The organism is Streptomyces sp. ALI-76-A (genome assembly GCF_030287445.1).
Lineage (GTDB): Bacteria > Actinomycetota > Actinomycetes > Streptomycetales > Streptomycetaceae > Streptomyces.
In genome coordinates, this window is the sequence record NZ_JASVWB010000002.1 from 2,246,143 (window position 1) to 2,263,306 (window position 17,164).

Annotated in this window: 14 protein-coding genes and 1 pseudogene; 6 read left to right on the forward strand and 9 right to left on the reverse strand. The window is 72.2% G+C overall.

Annotation, left to right across the window (positions count from 1 at the left end; genetic code table 11):
* Nucleotides 1-40 precede the first annotated feature (40 nt).
* The 6 genes from QQS16_RS11075 to QQS16_RS11100 form a co-directional block, all read right to left on the reverse strand.
* Nucleotides 41-1,381: an ABC transporter ATP-binding protein gene (locus QQS16_RS11075; protein WP_286061453.1), complete on the reverse strand. Its 1,341-nt coding sequence runs from the start codon at nucleotides 1,379-1,381 to the stop codon at nucleotides 41-43.
* Between the two features lie 175 nt (nucleotides 1,382-1,556).
* Nucleotides 1,557-2,789, reverse strand: a complete 1,233-nt coding sequence (locus QQS16_RS11080; RefSeq protein ID WP_286061454.1) for an MFS transporter — start codon at nucleotides 2,787-2,789, stop codon at nucleotides 1,557-1,559.
* A gap of 60 nt (nucleotides 2,790-2,849) precedes the next feature.
* Nucleotides 2,850-4,313, reverse strand: a complete 1,464-nt coding sequence (locus QQS16_RS11085; protein ID WP_286061455.1) for a CitMHS family transporter — start codon at nucleotides 4,311-4,313, stop codon at nucleotides 2,850-2,852.
* 134 nt (nucleotides 4,314-4,447) lie between these two features.
* Entirely contained in the window at nucleotides 4,448-6,715 is a 2,268-nt protein-coding gene (locus QQS16_RS11090; protein WP_286061456.1) for a molybdopterin oxidoreductase family protein, read from the reverse strand.
* 193 nt (nucleotides 6,716-6,908) lie between these two features.
* The gene (locus tag QQS16_RS11095; RefSeq protein ID WP_286061457.1) at nucleotides 6,909-7,526 is read right to left on the reverse strand and encodes a TetR/AcrR family transcriptional regulator; all 618 of its coding nucleotides are present in this window, start codon (nucleotides 7,524-7,526) and stop codon (nucleotides 6,909-6,911) included.
* Nucleotides 7,523-8,197, reverse strand: a complete 675-nt coding sequence (locus QQS16_RS11100; protein WP_286061458.1) for a hypothetical protein — start codon at nucleotides 8,195-8,197, stop codon at nucleotides 7,523-7,525. Before QQS16_RS11100 ends, QQS16_RS11095 begins: the two co-directional genes overlap by 4 nt.
* A 161-nt stretch (nucleotides 8,198-8,358) precedes the next feature.
* Between QQS16_RS11100 and hmgA the strand changes: the two genes are divergently transcribed.
* The 5 genes and pseudogenes from hmgA to QQS16_RS11125 form a co-directional block, all read left to right on the forward strand.
* Entirely contained in the window at nucleotides 8,359-9,684 is a 1,326-nt protein-coding gene (gene hmgA, locus QQS16_RS11105) for a homogentisate 1,2-dioxygenase (protein ID WP_286061459.1), read from the forward strand.
* Nucleotides 9,685-9,711: 27 nt separating this feature from the next.
* Entirely contained in the window at nucleotides 9,712-10,461 is a 750-nt protein-coding gene (locus QQS16_RS11110) for a GntR family transcriptional regulator (RefSeq protein WP_286061460.1), read from the forward strand.
* Nucleotides 10,462-10,567: 106 nt separating this feature from the next.
* Nucleotides 10,568-11,725, forward strand: a complete 1,158-nt coding sequence (locus QQS16_RS11115; protein ID WP_286061461.1) for a type ISP restriction/modification enzyme — start codon at nucleotides 10,568-10,570, stop codon at nucleotides 11,723-11,725.
* A gap of 280 nt (nucleotides 11,726-12,005) precedes the next feature.
* Entirely contained in the window at nucleotides 12,006-12,959 is a 954-nt protein-coding gene (locus QQS16_RS11120) for an IS481 family transposase (RefSeq protein WP_286061462.1), read from the forward strand.
* A 36-nt stretch (nucleotides 12,960-12,995) separates the two neighbouring features.
* Nucleotides 12,996-13,290 (forward strand): annotated as a pseudogene (locus QQS16_RS11125) (ABC transporter permease); the annotation flags it as partial.
* A gap of 255 nt (nucleotides 13,291-13,545) precedes the next feature.
* Here QQS16_RS11125 and QQS16_RS11130 read toward each other — a convergent pair.
* The 3 genes from QQS16_RS11130 to QQS16_RS11140 all read right to left on the reverse strand — a co-directional run bounded on the left by QQS16_RS11130 (nucleotide 13,546) and on the right by QQS16_RS11140 (nucleotide 15,299).
* Entirely contained in the window at nucleotides 13,546-13,815 is a 270-nt protein-coding gene (locus QQS16_RS11130) for a hypothetical protein (protein ID WP_286061463.1), read from the reverse strand.
* 126 nt (nucleotides 13,816-13,941) lie between these two features.
* Nucleotides 13,942-14,760, reverse strand: coding sequence for an anti-sigma factor (locus QQS16_RS11135; protein ID WP_286061464.1), 819 nt, complete (start codon nucleotides 14,758-14,760; stop codon nucleotides 13,942-13,944).
* Complete coding sequence (locus QQS16_RS11140; RefSeq protein WP_286061465.1) at nucleotides 14,757-15,299, reverse strand: sigma-70 family RNA polymerase sigma factor; 543 nt, start codon at nucleotides 15,297-15,299, stop codon at nucleotides 14,757-14,759. The genes QQS16_RS11135 and QQS16_RS11140 overlap by 4 nt, the downstream gene beginning before the upstream one ends.
* A gap of 232 nt (nucleotides 15,300-15,531) precedes the next feature.
* Between QQS16_RS11140 and QQS16_RS11145 the strand changes: the two genes are divergently transcribed.
* Nucleotides 15,532-17,064, forward strand: coding sequence for a DUF4331 domain-containing protein (locus QQS16_RS11145; protein ID WP_286061466.1), 1,533 nt, complete (start codon nucleotides 15,532-15,534; stop codon nucleotides 17,062-17,064).
* The last annotated feature ends 100 nt before the right edge of the window (nucleotides 17,065-17,164 follow it).

A 17,164-nucleotide genomic window follows, 5' to 3' on the forward strand; every position in this document is an offset into this window, starting at 1 on the left:
TCTCCGGGACGTCCGCGGACACCGGGACGAGAGACCGGTCTCACTCCTCCAGGTCCGGGAGCCGTGCCGGAGCCGGGCAGATCCGTTCGCCGTACTGGTCGAAGACGAACAGGTGTGCGATGTCGACGAGCAGCGGGATCTGCATCCCCCGGCGGAGGTCTATGTCGGGGGTGGTGCGGACGACGAGGTCACCGGGCAGGCGGGCGTCCGGCCGGCGCGGCGCGGGGTCCGCTTCGGCCGGGTCGTCCAGGACCACCACCGGGCCGGCGCGCAGGGCTCCCGCCCGCTCCCGGAAACGGCCCAGGGCCGTACCGCTCCCGCGACGGCGGCGCCCGGCCGGGCGGGCGGCCGGACGCGGGGCCTCCAGATCCGGTACGAGGGCGGGGCTGGAGCCGGTGTCGAAGTGGACGAGCACCTCGTGGCCCTGGAACTCGACGTGCTCCACCAGGCCGCTGATCGCCACCTCCCCGGGGCGGGCGGCGGACGGCTTGGCGAGCCGCACGGCCTCCGAGCGCAGGCCCACGATGACCTCGCGGCCCTGCTGGACCCGGAGCAACTGGTGGTCCAGGCACAGGGGTTCGGGCAGGCGCAGGAACTGCTTGCCGAGGCTGATGGTCATCGCCCCGTCGAGCGGGGCCCGGACCAGACCCCGGAGCAGGTTGATGCGCGGGGTGCCGATGAAGGCGGCGACGAAGACGTTGCGCGGCAGGGCGTACACCGAACGCGGGGTGCCCACCTGCTGGAGGACGCCGCCGCGCAGGACGGCCACCCGGTCGCCGAGGGACATCGCCTCGGCCTGGTCGTGGGTGACGTACACCGTGGTGACGCCCAGTTCGCGGGTGAGGGCGGCGATCTCGGCCCGCAGGTGGTTGCGGAGCTTGGCGTCCAGGTTGGACAGCGGTTCGTCCATCAGGAAGGCGGACGGGTGGCGGGCGATGGCCCGGCCCATGGCGACACGCTGGCGTTCACCGCCGGAGAGCTGGCCGGGGAAACGGTCGAGGAGGTCCTCGATGCCCAGCATGCGGGCGGTGGCGTCCACCCGGGGTCGCGGGTCCTCGCCGGGTGCCTCGATGCGCAGCGGGAAGCCGATGTTGCCGCGGCTGGTCATGTTCGGGTAGAGGGCGAAGTTCTGGAACACCATCGCCATGTCCCGGTCGGAGGGGACCAGGTCGTTGGCGTACTCGCCGTCGAGCAGCAACTGCCCCTCCGTGATCTCCTCCAGGCCGGCGATCATCCTGAGCACGGTGGACTTGCCGCAGCCGGAGGGACCGAGCAGCACGAGGAACTCGCCGGGCGCGATGTCCAGCGACAGCCGGTCCACCACGCGGACGCCTCGCGTGTAGGTCTTGCTCACGTCGTGCAGGGAGATGGCGCGTGTCATGGCAGGTGCCCCCGGGGGCTCACTGAGCGAACACTGGTGCTCCGCGGTCGGACGCCACGTACGGGCCGCACGGGGCGTGTGGGTCACGGAAGCTAACGGATTGTGTGCGCCCGGGGAAGATGTGCGGCGCGATCGGACGGTCCGGTCCAGCACGTGAGAAAACGGACGGCCGGATTCAGGGCGTGGTGCGCTTGAGCCGGCGGGGTGTCCCGTCCGCCGGGCCCGGTGCCGGTTCCGGTCCGGGGCCGCCCGGGGAGCGCAGCGCGACGCCCGAGGACAGCAGCAGCAGTCCGCCGAGCATCACGAACGGGGCCGCCACGCCCGCGATCCCGGCGATCAGGCCCGCCGCGGCGGGGGCGGCGACCTGGCCGAGGCGGTTGCCGGTGAGGCGCAGGGCGAGGGCGGTGGAGCGGGCGCCGTCGGGGGCCGCCTGGACGACGGTCGTCATGGACAGCGGCTGCCCGACGCCGAGGCAGAAGCCGAGCGCCGCCAGGATCAGGGCCAGCGCCCACACGGGCACCGGCAGCGCGACGCCGGCGCACAGCACGGCCGCCAGCAGACAGGTCACGGTGAGCAGGAGGGTCCGCCCGAGCAGCCTGAGCAGCGGCGTCAGCACCAGGCGGCAGGCGATCGTGGCGGCCGCGCGCAGGCTGAGCAGGAGGCCGATCACGCTCGGGGCGATGCCCCGGTGCTCGCCGACGACCGGGAGGTAGGCGGTGAGGATGTCGGTCGCGGAGAGCACCGACAGACTGATGAGCATGCCCGCGGGCACGCCCCGGGCGCGCAGGATGCGCCGCACCGGGACGCGGTCGCTCCGGCCGGTACGGGACTCCGCGGTCGTACGGTGCTCTATGCGCCACAGCGACGTGAACGCGACCGCCGCGCCCGCCCCCGCGACGAGCAGGGCGAGCGCGCTGGTCCGCGCCATGTCGGGGCCGCCGATCAGCGCGCCCGCCGCGACCGGGCCGATCAGCTGTCCGAGCGAGGCGCCGATGGTGAAGTGGCCGAAGTTGCGGTCCTGTTCGTGCGGCGCCGACTGGCGGGCGACGAGCGACTGGGCCCCGATCACGAAACAGAGGTGGCCGAGGCCCATCACCCCGCTCCAGACCGCCATCGTGGCCGGGGAGCCGGCGAGGCCGCTCATCGCGCAGCCGCCGGCGATCAGGACCACGCCGGCCGGCAGCAGGGGCGCGCAGCGGCCGTGGTCGGTGCGGCGGCCCAGGGGCACCGCGACGAACAGCGGGAGCAGCGCGTACACACCGGCGATGACACCGATCGCCCGCTCGTCCGCGCCCAGCGCGAGAGCCCGGTAGGACACGGCGGGCCGGGCCATCGACACCGCCCCCTGCGCGAAGCTGAAGGCGATGACGAGGCGAAGCAGCCAGCCGCGGTTCCCACCGGGCCCCATGGTCGATTCCTCCGTCGCAGGCGCGGACGACCGGTCCGAGTGACCGGCCGGGACAACCGGTCAGATGATGCCGAAGAGCATGCCCGACGCGAGGATGATCAGGCAGGTGAGCGCGGCCCACTTGACCACGAAGCGGGTGTGGTCGCCGAACTCCACCTTGGCCATGCCGACCAGGACGTACACGGCCGGGACGAGCGGGCTCGACATGTGCAGCGGCTGGCCGACCAGCGAGGCGCGGGCGATCTCCAGCGAGGACACGCCGTGTGCCTGGCCGGCCTCGGCGAGGACCGGCAGGACGCCGAAGTAGAAGCCGTCGTTGGACATGAAGTAGGTGAGCGGCAGGCTCAGCAGGCCCGTCACCAGGGCCATGTGCGGGCCCATGCCCTCCGGGATGACGTCCACCATCCACCTGGCCATGTGGTCCACCATGCCGGTGCCCTGGAGGACGCCGGTGAAGACGGCGGCGGCGAAGACCATCCCGGAGACGTTGAGGACGTTCTCGGCGTGCGCGGCGATCCGTGCCTTCTGGTCGGGGATGTGCGGGAAGTTCACGCTGAGCACCAGCGCGGCGCCGATCAGGAACAGCACCGGGATCGGCAGCCACTCCATGATCATGGAGGTGAGCAGCACCACCGTGAGCAGCGCGTTGAACCAGTACAGCTTGGGGCGCAGGGTGGACCGGTTCGGGTCGAGGACCTTGAAGTCGTCGTCCTCGTCGTCCGCGGCGGCGTCCGCCGCGTCGGTGCCGGAGCCCGCGCCGCCGGTGCGCACGGGGGTCCTGCCGTCGCCCGAACCGCCGGCACCGGAGCCGCCGGCGCCCACGAGGACCGTCTCGGTCTCCTCGATCTTCGCCGTCTCGGCGCTCGTGGCGGGGATCTCCTCCTCGACCAGCACCTCGTCCAGCGTCAGCACGCCCAGCCGCCTGCGCTCACGCACACCGAGGACGTACGAGAGGACGAAGACGCCCAGCAGGCCGACGGCGAGGGCCGGGATCATCGGGACGAAGATGTCGCTGGCGTCCAGCTTCAGCGCGGTCGCGGCGCGGGCGGTGGGGCCGCCCCACGGCAGGGTGTTCATGACGCCGTTGGCCATCGCGGCGACACCGGTCATCACGACCAGGCTCATCTTCAGGCGCTTGTACAGCGGGTACATCGCCGAGACCGTGATCATGAAGGTGGTCGAGCCGTCGCCGTCCAGCGAGACGATGGCGGCGAGCACCGCGGTGCCGACGACGATCCGCATCGGGTCGGCCTTGCAGAACTTCAGGATCCCCCGGACGATCGGGTCGAAGAGACCGACGTCGATCATCACACCGAAGTAGACGATCGCGAACATGAGCATCGCCGCCGTGGGGGCGAGGCTGGTGACGCCGTCGATGACGTAGTCACCGAGCTGGGCGCCCTTCCCGACGAACACACAGAACAGTGCCGGGATCAGCACGAGCGCCGCGATCGGCGACATCTTCTTCAGCATGATCAGGACCAGGAAGGTCGCGATCATGGCGAAGCCGAGGATGGTCAGCATGAGTGGATACCTAACGTTCGCCCTTGAACATCCCACCTGGGACGGCGGTGGGTTGACGTTAGGTCCCGTCAAGCAGCGTTAACAAGACGTTGACATGCGAGCAATAAGCGCAAAACTGCTGGTCACGGCTTTGCTCAGGTCAGAGGCGTGAGCGTTTCGGCCATCGGGGCGACCTCGACGGGCACTCCGTTGAGGACCGCGTTGCCCGACAGGGGGTCGAGCAGGCTGCCGTCGAGGAGCTGGTTGACGTTGACTCCGGGGTCGGCGGAGGCGTGGCTGAGCCGGGTCCCGGGCCGGTCGTGGCCCCAGCCGTGCGGCAGGCTCACCACGCCCGGGCGGACGCCGTCGGTGACCTCGGCGGGGGCGGTCACCGCTCCCCCGGCGCCCTTGACGCGTACGGGCGCCCCGTCCCGTACGCCCAGGCGTTCGGCGTCCTCCGGGTGGATGTGCAGGGTGCAGCGGTTGGTGCCGCCGGTGAGGGCCGGCACGTTGTGCATCCAGCTGTTGTTGGAGCGCAGATGACGGCGGCCGACGAGGACGAGCCCGTCGGGGCGCTCGCGCAGGGCCTGCCTCAGCCGCGGCAGGTCGTCGGCGATGGGCTGCGGCAGCAGTTCCACCTTGCCGCTGCGGGTCTTCAGGGGCTGCGGCAGCCGGGACCGCAGCGGCCCGAGGTCGATGCCGTGCGGATGCGCCAGCAGCCTGTCCAGAGCGAGCCCGTCCGGCCGTACGCCGAAACCGTCGCCGTAGGGGCCCAGGCGCAGCATCATGTCGAGCCGCCGCTCGGGGCCGTTGTCGCCGGTGAGCTGTGCGGCCAGTTCCTTCGGGTCGCGGCCGTGGACCGGGGAGTGCGGCTCCCGCACCGCCTTGCCGAGGGTCTGGTCGATCACCAGCGCGTCCACGGCGGCCGGGTCGGCGCCGTGCATGCCGGTCGCGGCCAGGGTCAGCCGGGCCAGGATCTCGGTCTCGGCCATCCGGCCCGGTTCCAGGGGGACCGCGGGCCGGGTGTAGCGGACCTGGTTGCGGACGGCGAGGGTGTTGAAGGCGAAGTCGTGGTGCGGGCTCTGCGCGGGCGGGGGCGGCGGCAGGACGACATGGGCGTGGCGCGAGGTCTCGTTCAGGTACGGGTCGACGCTGACCATGAAGTCGAGCGAGCCGAGGGCCTTGTCGAGCCGGTCGCCGTCGGGCGCGGACAGCACGGGGTTGGCGGCGACGGCGATCAGCGCCCGGACCGGCTCGCCCTGCTCGGTCGCGGTGTCGATCTCCTCGGCGAGCGCGGACAGCGGCAGTTCGCCCTTGGCCTCCGGGTGGCGGGCGACCCGGGAGTGCCAGCGGCCGAGCGCGAAGCCGTGGCCGGGTCCGGCGGGCCGGGGCGTCCGGTCGGTGGCGGCCTGCGGGAAGAGGGCGCCGCCGGGCCGGTCGAGGTTGCCGGTGAGGAGGGTGAGGACGTCGACGAGCCAGCTGGCCAGGGTGCCGTGCGGGACCGTGCAGCTGCCGATGCGGCCGTAGACGGCGGCGGTGGGGGCGGCGGCCAGCTCGCGGGCGAGGGCGCGGATGGTGGCGGCGTCCACGTCGCACGCGCCGGCGGCGGCCTCGGGCGTGAAGTCCCCCATGGCCGCCCTGAGTTCGTCGAGCCCCTGCACATGCGCGGCCGACTCGCCCGGATCCACGAGGTCCTCCTCGAAGAGGACGTGCGTCATCGCGGCGAGCAGCAGGGCGTCGGTGCCGGGGCGGATCGGGATGTGCCGGTCGGCGAGGGCGGCGGTGCGGGTGCGGCGGGGGTCGATCACGGTGAGGGTGCCGCCGCGGGCCTTGAGCGCCTTGAGCTTGCCGGGGAAGTCGGGGGCGGTGCACAGACTCCCGTTGGACTCCAGGGGGTTGGCGCCGATCAGGAGGAGGTGGTCGGTGTGGTCGAGGTCGGGTACGGGGATCGCGTTGGCGTCTCCGTACAGCAGGCCGCTCGACACGTGCTTGGGCATCTGGTCGACCGTGGAGGCGGTGAAGAGGCTGCGGGTGCCGAGCCCGGCCAGGAGCACGGGCGGGTAGAGGGCGCCGGCCATGGTGTGCACGTTGGGGTTGCCGAGGACGACGCCGACGGCGTGCGGCCCGTACCGCTCGACGACGGGCCGGAGGCCGGCCGCCACGGCGTCGAACGCCTCCTCCCAGGTGGCCTCGCGCAGCTCCCCGTCCCTGCGGACGAGCGGACCGCGCAGCCGGTCGGGGTCGCCGTCGACGGCGCCGAAGGAGGCCCCCTTCGGGCAGATGAACCCCCGGCTGAACACGTCGTCACGGTCACCGCGGGCACCGGTCACCCGGGTCCCCTCGATGGTGAGGGTGAGGCCGCAGGTGGCCTCGCACAAGGGGCAGATGCGCAGCGCGGTGCGGGGCGCGGGGGTGACGGGCACGGGTCCTCCCGGAGGACGGCGGCGGCGGTGGCGCTCGGACTCGGGCTGAGCATACCGACCGGTATGCACGGGCGGGAGGCCCTGCGAGGGGTGAGGTCGGAAACTCGCGAAAACCTCCGGAGCCCGGGATGACGCCCCCGAGCGGGCGGACCGCCCGGCGCGTGAGCCGCCCCCGGGCGGGACCCGCGCACCGTCAGTCCAGCACCCGCGCCAAATACGCCCGCAGGAGCTCCCGGGTCTCCTCGATGATCTTCTCGTCGCCGTCGGGACCCACGCGGAAGGCGAGGTGGACGAGGGTGTCGGCGGTTTCCACGGCGACGAGGAAGACGCGGCGCAGTTCCTCGTCCGGTGCGCGGTCCAGGTAGCCGGAGAGCAGGTCGGTGAGGCGGTCGGCGACACGGTGGTTGGGCTCGGCGTAGCGGGCGCCGACCGGGATCTGGTTGCCGAAGTCGACGAGGGAGAAGCCGGGCGCGGTGCGCTTCATGGCGAGGTACTCGTCGAGCACGGCGTCCATCGCCGCGCGCCAGCCGCCCGCACCGGTCTCCTCGAGGCGCTCGGTGACCCGCTCGGTGTAGCGCTCCAGGTTGCGCTGGGCGAGCGCGTCGGCCATCGCGCGCTTGTTGCCGAAGAAGCGGTAGACGGAGCCGATGGGGACCTCGGCGCGCAGGGCGACGGCCCGGGTGCTCAGGGCGTCGTAGCCGACCTCGTCGAGCAGTTCGGCGCAGGCGTCGAGAATCCTGGTCAGCCGTTCGGCGCTGCGCCGTTGTACGGGCGCACGGCGGAGCGATGTCGCTTGGGGCACGGGCTTCATGATGCCTTTCCGCCGTGGTCCGGGAAACCGTCCGGGACACCTCGCCCCTCAGTACGCGCGGGGACGCCGGGCGCGCTCAGCGCGCCCTTCCCCGCACCGGTCCCCTCCCCGTCCCCGTCCCCGTGCCCGTACCCCTCCCCGCCGGACGCGGGCCCCGAGGCCGTGATGTCGGCGGTGCTCTCGACCGGTTCCCCGTCGACGGCCCACACCGTGCCGTCGTCGGCGTACAGGCGCGCGGTGAGGTGGTGCGTGCCGTGCGGGACGTAACGGTCGGAGAGGCGGTACTCGGGGGTGCGCAGGACGGCGACGGGGTGCCCGTTCACGAAGAGACGGGCGACGCCTCGCCCGGCCACCGCCTCCGCCTTGGCACCGGCCGGCGAGAACCGGAAGTCGCGCAGGGTCAGCCGTACGTTCCAGCCCCCGGCGTCCTCGGCCGGCTGCACCTCGATGCCGACGTCGGGGGCGCCCTCCTGGTCCACCTCGCGGTACCGGCGCCCCTGCTTGTCCGTGTCCTCCAGGAGCTCGCCCACCGGCGAGGGCGAGCCTCCGCCGGTCCCGTTCGTCTCGTTCGTCCCGTTCTGCTGCGTACCGTCCGAGCCGCAGCCCGCGGATCCGGCCAGCAGCAGGACACAGACCGCGAGCACGGCAAGAAGTCCCCGCGTCCACGACATGCCGGGGAGCGTAGAACACCGGTGCGACACCCCGTATCCACCTGGGGTCTGGTTCCGGTCGGTTCCCGTCGTCCTCGATGAGGAGGCCGTACGGCCCCTTGCGTCCGGGAAACCGCAATCCTACGGTGATGCATAGGAATCGAAACACCGAGGGAGAGATCATGAACGGGGACGCGCGGAAGACCGCGGAGGGGCTGGCCCACCTGACCGGTTTCGGCAACGAGCACAGCTCGCAGGCCGTCCCGGGCGCACTGCCGGAAGGCCGGAACTCGCCGCAACGCGCGCCCCTCGGGCTGTACGCGGAACAGCTCAGCGGCACGGCCTTCACCGAGCCCCGGGCGTACAACCGCCGCTCGTGGCTGTACCGGATCCGCCCCTCGGCCGCGCATCCGGCGTTCGTCCGCACGGACAACGGCCCGATCCGGACGGCTCCCTTCACGGAGACCGTGCCCGACCCGAACCGGCTGCGCTGGGACCCGCTGCCGGAGCCCGCGCCGGGGACCGACTTCCTCGCGGGGCTGTGGACCCTCGGCGGCAACGGCGACGCATCCCAGCGCACCGGCATGGCCGTGCACCTGTACCACGCCGACGCGTCGATGGACCGCGTCTTCAGCGACGCCGACGGGGAACTGCTGATCGTGCCGGAGCGCGGCGGGCTCCTGTTGCGCACCGAGTTCGGGCTGCTCCAGGTGGAGCCGGGCGAGGTGGCGCTCATCCCCCGTGGGGTGCGCTTCCGGGTGGAGTTGCTGGACGACACCGCCCGCGGCTATGTGTGCGAGAACTACGGCGCCCCCTTCCGCCTGCCCGACCTCGGCCCCATCGGCGCCAACGGGCTGGCCAACGCCCGGGACTTCCGGGCACCGGTCGCCGCGTACGAGGACGTGGAGGGGCCGGTGGAGGTGGTCAACAAGTACTGCGGCAACCTGTGGACGGCCACCTACGACCACTCGCCGCTCGACGTGGTCGCCTGGCACGGCAACTATGTGCCGTACATCTACGACCTGCGACGCTTCAACGTGCTCGGCACCATCTCGTACGACCATCCGGACCCGTCGATCTTCACCGTGCTGACGTCGCCGTCCGACACCCCCGGGCTGGCCGGTGTGGACTTCGTGGTGTTCGCGCCGCGCTGGCTGGTGGGCGAGGACACCTTCCGGCCGCCGTACTTCCACCGCAATGTGATGAGTGAGTACATGGGCCTGATCGAGGGCGCGTACGACGCCAAGACGGCCGGAAAGGGGGGCTTCGTGCCCGGGGGCGGCTCGCTGCACACCATGATGTCGGCGCACGGACCGGACCGGGAGACGTTCGACCGGGCGAGCGCCGCCGAGCTGGCGCCGCAGAAGGTCGACGACGGGCTGGCGTTCATGTTCGAGACCCGGTGGCCGATCACGCTCACTTCTCAGGCGGCCCGCGCGGAGCACCTGCAACCGCGCTACGACGACGTGTGGCAGGGCCTCCAGCGTCACTTCCGCCCCTTGCCCTGAGGACCCCCTACCGGTACGGATGGCCCCGTGACCTCCTTCGCCCCGGATTCGATCGTCCTGAACCGCAAGCTGCCACTGTGGTACCAGGTGTCGCAGTCGTTGCGCGCCTCGATACTCGGCCGCTCGCCCCGCGATCCGCTGCGGCTGCCCACCGAGGAACAGCTGGCGGGGCACTACGGGGTGAGCGTGCTGACCATGCGGCAGGCGCTGAAGGAGCTGGAGGACGAGGGCCTGATCTCCCGTCACCGCCGCCGCGGCACGTTCATCGAGCCGGACGTCCGCCGGGGCACCCCCGTCCGGCTGCTCGGCTCGGTGGACGCGATCGTGGCCCAGCAGTCCGGCATGGCGACGGAGCTGCTGGAGCACGGCAGCGCGCCGGTGCCGGCCGAACTCGCCGAGTACTTCCCGGACCTCGGCGAGGTGGCGACGTACCACCGCCTGCGCGCCGACGAGAAGACCGGCGAGCCGACCAACCACGCCCGCAACTACGTCCGCCCCGAACTCGCCGCGCGCATCGACCTCGACGACCTGGTCCGCTGGCCGATGACCAAGGTGCTGCGGGATGCCGTCGGGGCGGACATCAGCCGGATCACCGACACGGTGGAGGCCCGCCTGGCGGACCCGGAGACGTCCCGCCTGCTGCGTGTCCCGCTGCTCAGCCCGATCCTGCACTACACCGGCGTGACCTACGACGGCGCGGGCCAGGTGCTGGACGCGGCCGTCATCCACTACCGGGGCGACCGCTTCGCGTTCACGGTGACCCTGGACGCGACGTGACCGGTGTCCGCTCGCGCGGGTCCGGCGGATCGGGCCGCGGGACGGGCCTCCCCGGGAGGGTGCGGCCCGACAGGTCCCGCCCCCCGTGTCATCGGCAGGTCGTACGATGCCCAGCGTGACGCACGACGACGCTCCGCCGCTGGCGGACCTTCTGCCGTGGTCCGTCGCACCGCCGCGGCTCGGCCGGGGCTGGCCGGCGGGCCCCGACGCGGCTTCCCTCAAGGCCCGCTGGGACGCGCTGATGAAGGCCGAGGGCCCGGACCGGGAGGCCCTGTTCCAGCCGACCCGCTCCCGCACACCGCACTCGGCCGTCGGACAGCTGCCGGGCCGGTCCGGCGGCACGGAGAGGCTGGCCCGCGCCGGCGGCCCGTGCCCCGATCCCGTACGGGTGCTGTACGCCCCCTTCGACGAGCAGTGGCTGATCCCCGACCACCGGCTGATCGACGCGGCCCGGCCCGAGCTGTGGCGGGTGGCCGACGAGCACCAGGTCTTCGCCGTCGAGACACCCGCCCCCGAGGGACCCGTCCTGCTCGCGACCTCCCTGCTCCCCCTCCTGCGCCCCGGCCGCGTCCGCCCCCTCTACCGCCGCCCCGGCGGCGAGGAACCCAACCTGGCGCCGGGCCTGCTGGCCCACCTGGCCGCCCGCCTCGGCCTGTCCCCCACTCCGCTGGACCTCCTGGCGTGGACGGTGACGGCGGTGCGCCCCGGCCTCACCGTCCCGCTCACCGAGGACCCCGAACTCTGGGCGCACGGCGTCGAACTGGGCCACCGCACGCTGTGGCTGATGCGCCGCGACGGCGACCGTCCCCGGCTTCCCGGCGGCCGGCGCCCCTACGTCCGCGCCCCGCTGCCGTCCCGGCCCCTCACGCTGCGCTACGACCGCGAGGAGGAGACCCTCCACCTCGACGAGGGCCGTGTCTCCCCCGTGCCGCCCGAGGCCTGGGACTTCGCGGTGGGCGGTGTGCGGGTCCTGGAGCAGTGGTTCGCGACCCGGACGGCACCGGCGGAGCCGGGCACCCTGGCGGCGATCCGTCCGACGGCCTGGCCGCAGGCCTGGACCTCGGAGCTGCTGGAGCTGATCACGGTGCTCGCGCTGCTGGCGGAACTGCGCCCGCGCCGGGAGGAGTTCACCGTGACGGCCCCGATCACGGCCAGGGAGCTGCGGACGGCGGGCGTCCTGCCCGTGCCGGACGCGGCACGCAGACCGGCCTCGGTCCTCGACCACCACGAGGAAGGCCCGGAAGGCCAGTTCGCCCTGCTCTAGTGCCGCGGCAGGCAACGTTTGCCCGTCAAGGAGCGGCGTCCGGTGCGTGCTCTCGGCGTGCTGGCCGGAAGCCCTCGTACTGGATGTACTTGACGGCCGGTGCGGCGAGAGGGCGTGCCGGGCGTCGCGACGGGGCGAACGTTGCCTGCCACGGCACTAGCTGTTCTGTCCCGGGAGGTTGTGGACGAGGGAGCCAGATCTCGGCTGAGGGATCTTGAAATGAGTGAGGGCCTTCCGGTTCGGTGTGGATTGCGACGTCTACACCGACAGAAAGGCCCTCGTGCCCCACCGTAATGCACCCCTGACCGAGACCGGCCGTCTGCGTCTGGCCCGCTGCGTGGTCGAGGACGGCTGGACCCTGCGCAGGGCCGCCGAACGCTTCCAGGTCTCGCCGACCACCGCCCAGCGGTGGGCCGACCGCTACCGTCGATCCGGTGAGGCAGGCATGAGCGACCGCTCCAGCCGCCCGCGCACCAGCCCGCGCCGGATGCCGACCCGCATCGAGCGGCGGATCATCAAGGTCCGCGTTCTGCGCCGCTGGGGACCGGCCCGCATCGCCTACCTGCTGCGGTTGAACCCGTCCACGGTGCACCGGGTCCTGGCCCGCTACAAGCTGGCCCGTCTCGCTCATCTCGACCGCGCTACCGGGCGGGTGATCCGCCGCTACGAACGGTCAGCGCCGGGCGAGTTGGTGCACGTGGACATCAAGAAGCTCGGCAACATCCCCGACGGCGGCGGCCACAAGACCCTGGGCCGCCAGGCCGGCCGCAAGACCCGCTCCGGCGTCGGTTACAGCTACCTGCACAACGCCGTCGACGATCACTCCCGCCTCGCCTACAGCGAGATCCACGCAGACGAGAAGAAGGAAACCGCAACCGCCTTCTGGGGCCGGGCCCAGACGTTCTTCGCCCAGGCCGGGATCACCGTCCAGCGGGTGCTGACCGACAACGGCTCCTGCTACCGCTCACGCGACTGGCGCGAAGCCCTTGCCACAGCCGGGATCACCCACAAGCGAACCCGCCCCTACCGGCCGCAGACGAACGGCAAGGTCGAGCGCTTCAACCGCACCCTGCTGGACGAGTGGGCCTACGCCCGCCCCTACCGCACAGAGACTGAACGACGCGACGCATACCCCGGCTGGCTGCACACCTACAATCACCACCGCGGACACACCGCGCTGAAAGGCCAACCACCCGCCAGCCGCGTCCCCAACCTCACGGGTCAGTACAACTAGCTCCCGGTGCTCTCAGCACTCCTGGGGCTGTCGGACTTCCTGGGGCTGCTCACCCGGAACGAGCAGGCCGCGGTCAGCTGGGCGGCGCGGTCTTCCCGCTGCCGCTGCTGCCGCACGCGTACACCCCGGCCCACGGACTGCCGGGATGGCTGCGCACGGTCGCCGAGCGGCATCCGATCAGCGCGGTGACGACGGCCCCGCGGGATCTGCTCGGCAAGGCGCCGGTGCCGGACGGGCGGCCTGGCCGGTGGCGCATCCGGCGGCCGGGTCACCGGCCGGGTGCGCGGTGCTGCCGGGCGGTGTCCGTGCCGGGCACCGGTACGCGGGGGGGGGCGGGCGGTGCACCGGCGCCGGTCCCACGCCCGTACGGGGCGGATCCGTCGGGCACGCGGGGTGGGAGCGTGCTCGGGCCGCGGGTGGGAGTGAGGGACACAAACGGGGCGTGCCCGCGCTCGGGAGCCACCACCGGTACGACGCTGCGGGGCCGTGGGGATGACGGGCGGCCGGTGCGCAACGCCGCGCCGGGACGGCGTGGCGACCCGAGCGAGGGCTCCTCGGAACGGTGCCTGGGGAACGCCGGTGTCGCTCAGCGCCCGCCGAACAGCGAACGGCGCAGCCGGCGCAGTGGCGCGAAGAGCGAGACCCGCCGCACGCGCACGCCCCTGTCGCTGCGCTTGTGTGCGGGCTCACGTGCGGTCAGCTCGCGCATCAGCGACGTCGCTTCCGCCGTCTCCCGCTGCGGGACGGCAGGACCCGCCAGCACCGAAAGATGGCGGTCGAGACGCGAACTGGTCGCGTTGCTCCCGCAGGTGATCGCAGGGACCCTCGCCCTGCTGCGCACTGTTATCTGCTCCATGTCACTCCCCACCCGTACGAGTCCACCCGGCCCGGGCAGAGTAACCCTATCGCTCCCTGGGGGCACTCGTGTATCGCGGTCACAGGATTCACCTTCCCCGTAAGGAGGTTGACGACTCCTCGACGGTCACTCTCCGAATCCGACCGAATTCAGGGCGAGTTGGACAACCGGCTGGGTAGTGGGCTGCGGCGAGCCCCCGCCCGGCTCCACGGTCACGGCGAGTGACGTCGCCGACGTCTCCAGACCGGAGGTGACCAAGGGCGTGTCGCCGTCGAAGAGCCCGAGGGAGCGCGGCTGCGCCCCCGGGCGCATGAGCCACAGCTGGTGCACGCGGCCGCTCGGCAGATCGCCGTATCCGCTCAGGGTGACCACCGCGCTCCGCGTCGATGCGGAGGCGATCACTCCGATACTGCGGCCCCGGGTGTCCTGCCCGGTCGTCGCACGCGCGTCGGGAGCCGCGAGAACGTGGGCGATCTCACGCGCCTGGGTCCGTTCGGCGTTCAGCTGGTCCCGGGTCCGGTCGGCCTGGACGGCGAACAGGGACGCGACCACCAGGGCCGCGGCGGCGGTCGCCGTGGCGAACGGCACGAACAGGGGGCGCGACCGGGGCGCACGGGAGCGCGGCGGCGGCTGCGTCCCCCACACGTGCGGCGGCAACTGTGCCGTACGGGCGTGTGCCGCCTCCCGGGGGGCGGATTCCTGTGGCGTCGTGCGTACGGCGGCCAGCACCCGTTCGCGCAGCGCGGCCGGTGGCGGGGCGGCCGTCGACCAGGCGAGCCGTACCGCGTCCTCGGCCAGGGCGCGCACCTCCGCGGTACAGGCGGCGCACTTCTTCAGGTGCTTCTCGAAGCGGATCCGTTCGGTGGGTTCCAGGGCGTCGAGGGCGTAGGGGGCGGCGAGGGAGTGGAGGTCCCCGCGGCGGAGGAGGCGGTCGCTCAGGCTCATGCGGCACCTCCCAGGCACTCGCGCAGCCGGGTGAGTCCGTCACGCATCCGGGTCTTGACCGTGCCCAGCGGCAGGGAGAGCCGCTCGGCCACCTCACGGTACGTATAGCCGTCGTAATAGGCGAGGGTGACCGACTGGCGTTGCAGCGCCGTGAGGCGGTCGAGGCAGCGGCGCACCCACTCGCGCTCCAGTCCGGCCTCGACCTCCTCGGTGACCTGGTCGAAGGCGGGGTGGTGCGAGCGGCGTGCCTCGCGCTGTTCGCGTTCACCGGCCGCGCGGGCGCTGCGCACCCGGTCGACGGCCCGGCGGTGGGCGACGGTCAGGATCCACGACAGGGCGCTGCCGCGGCCCGGGTCGAACCGGCCCGCGGACCGCCAGAGTTCGAGCAGCACCTCCTGCGCCACCTCCTCCGACTGCGCCGGGTCCCGTACGACCCGCCTGACGAGTCCGAACACCGGTCCGGACACCAACCCGTACAACTGCTCGAAGGCCCGCTGGTCGCCGCGGGCCACCAGCAGCAGCAGCTCGTCCGCCTCCAACTCGTCTCCCCCTCCGGCCAGGCCGCATCTGGGCCGCTGTCCCGTCCCGCGAGGCATTCGCAACGAAGCCACCTCCGGATGGGGTTACGGATCACAGCGGGCAAAACGCGGGTCGCCTGAGATGAAACAAGTTTTCAGATCCGCCGTAAGAACGTTTGGGATTCGACCAATCCGCCCTGCCGACCGCTCCGAATGGCGTTCGTCAGGCAAGTTGGCACTGAGGACGGACGGCATGACACCTAACTCCAGGAGCGGCGCGGGACACCGTGGCCTTGCGACCCTCGTCTGTGGGGCGCTGGCCGCCGGCGGGCTCGCAGCCGCCGGCATGGCCACGCTGGAACCGGGGGCGGCCTCCGCCTCCAGCCACCGGGAGGCCCCGCTGATCTCGGGGACCCCGCAGTTCGACAACACGGACGTGTACGCGTTCGTGAGCCCGGACCACCCCGACTCGACGACGATCGTCGCCAACTGGACCCCCTTCGAGGAGCCCGCCGGCGGACCGAACTTCTTCCCGTTCGCCGAGGACGCCCAGTACGACCTGCACATCGACAACAACGGTGACGCGCAGGGCGACCTGCTGTTCCGGTACACGTTCAAGACGCACACGAAGAACGACAAGACGTTTCTCTACAACACCGGCCCGGTCACCAGCCTCGACGACCCGGACCTCAACGTCACGCAGACGTACGACATCGAGCTGGTCAAGCTGCGCAAGCAGAAGGTCGTCTCCAAGACCAAGGTCGCCGACGACGTGCCGGTGGCACCGTCGAACGTCGGCAAGGCGTCGATGCCGGACTACGCCACGCTGCGCCAGCAGGCGGTGCACAAGCTCACCAGCGGCGCGAAGACCTTCGCCGGGCAGGCCGACGACCCCTTCTTCCTGGACCTGCGGGTCTTCGACCTGCTGTACGGCGGGAACCTCACCGAGGTCGGCAACGACACGCTCAAGGGCTACAACGTCAACTCGATCGCCCTCCAGGTCCCGACCGACATGATCACCGAGTCGCACGAGCAGCCGATCGTCGGCATCTGGTCGACCACGCAGCGCAAGAACGCGCAGGGCTACTTCTCCCAGGTCTCACGCCTCGGCAACCCGCTGGTCAACGAGGTGGTCAACCCGCTGAAGGACAAGGACAAGTTCAACGCGTCCAGCCCGCGGGAGGACGCGCAGTTCCTTCAGAACGTCACCAACCCCGAGCTGCCGAAGCTCATCGAGGCGATCTACAAGATCGAGGCGCCGGCCGAGCCGCGCAACGACCTCGTCGACGTGTTCCTGAAGGGCGTCGAAGGCCTCAACCAGCCCCCGCACGTGACGCCGTCGGAGCAGCTGCGGCTGAACACCTCGATCAAGCCGGTCGCCGAGCCCAAGCGGCTGGGCGTGCTCGACGGCGACAACGCGGGCTTCCCGAACGGGCGCCGGCTGACCGACGACGTGATCGACGCCTCGCTCCAGGTCGTCGAGGGTGAACTCCTCGGCGCGAAGAACGACCTGGGCGACGCGGTCGACAAGAACGACAAGGAGTTCGAGAAGGCCTTCCCGTACGTCGCGCTGCCGACGGAGGGGTCACGGGGTCCGCTCGCCAAGGGCACGACCGACGGGAACGACGTCCGCAACCAGCTCGGCGACGCCCTCCAGCCGGCCGGCGCGGGCGGCACCGACGACATGACCCTGATCGCCGGCTCGGCGGGCGCGGGCGCGCTCGGCATCCTGCTGATCGGCGGGGCCCTGATGTGGTGGCGCCGGATGCGGGAGCGCGCGTACTAGGACGCGGTTTCCGGACGGACGGTCCGGAATCCCGTTCCACCGACTGGCGCGGCCCGCGTTCCACCCCCACGGCGCGGGCCGCGCCGCAGCACGGCAACTT

What these genes read in the sequence shown, in the direction of transcription:
- QQS16_RS11130 (WP_286061463.1), bottom strand. Translation starts at nt 13,815, where the DNA reads ATGGAGCAGATAACAGTGCGCAGCAGGGCGAGGGTCCCTGCGATCACC.
- QQS16_RS11100 (WP_286061458.1), bottom strand. Translation starts at nt 8,197, where the DNA reads ATGTCGTGGACGCGGGGACTTCTTGCCGTGCTCGCGGTCTGTGTCCTG.
- QQS16_RS11080 (WP_286061454.1), bottom strand. Translation starts at nt 2,789, where the DNA reads ATGGGGCCCGGTGGGAACCGCGGCTGGCTGCTTCGCCTCGTCATCGCC.
- QQS16_RS11095 (WP_286061457.1), bottom strand. Translation starts at nt 7,526, where the DNA reads ATGAAGCCCGTGCCCCAAGCGACATCGCTCCGCCGTGCGCCCGTACAA.
- QQS16_RS11085 (WP_286061455.1), bottom strand. Translation starts at nt 4,313, where the DNA reads ATGCTGACCATCCTCGGCTTCGCCATGATCGCGACCTTCCTGGTCCTG.
- QQS16_RS11145 (WP_286061466.1), top strand. Translation starts at nt 15,532, where the DNA reads ATGACACCTAACTCCAGGAGCGGCGCGGGACACCGTGGCCTTGCGACC.
- QQS16_RS11075 (WP_286061453.1), bottom strand. Translation starts at nt 1,381, where the DNA reads ATGACACGCGCCATCTCCCTGCACGACGTGAGCAAGACCTACACGCGA.
- QQS16_RS11135 (WP_286061464.1), bottom strand. Translation starts at nt 14,760, where the DNA reads ATGAGCCTGAGCGACCGCCTCCTCCGCCGCGGGGACCTCCACTCCCTC.
- QQS16_RS11115 (WP_286061461.1), top strand. Translation starts at nt 10,568, where the DNA reads ATGCCCAGCGTGACGCACGACGACGCTCCGCCGCTGGCGGACCTTCTG.
- hmgA (WP_286061459.1), top strand. Translation starts at nt 8,359, where the DNA reads ATGAACGGGGACGCGCGGAAGACCGCGGAGGGGCTGGCCCACCTGACC.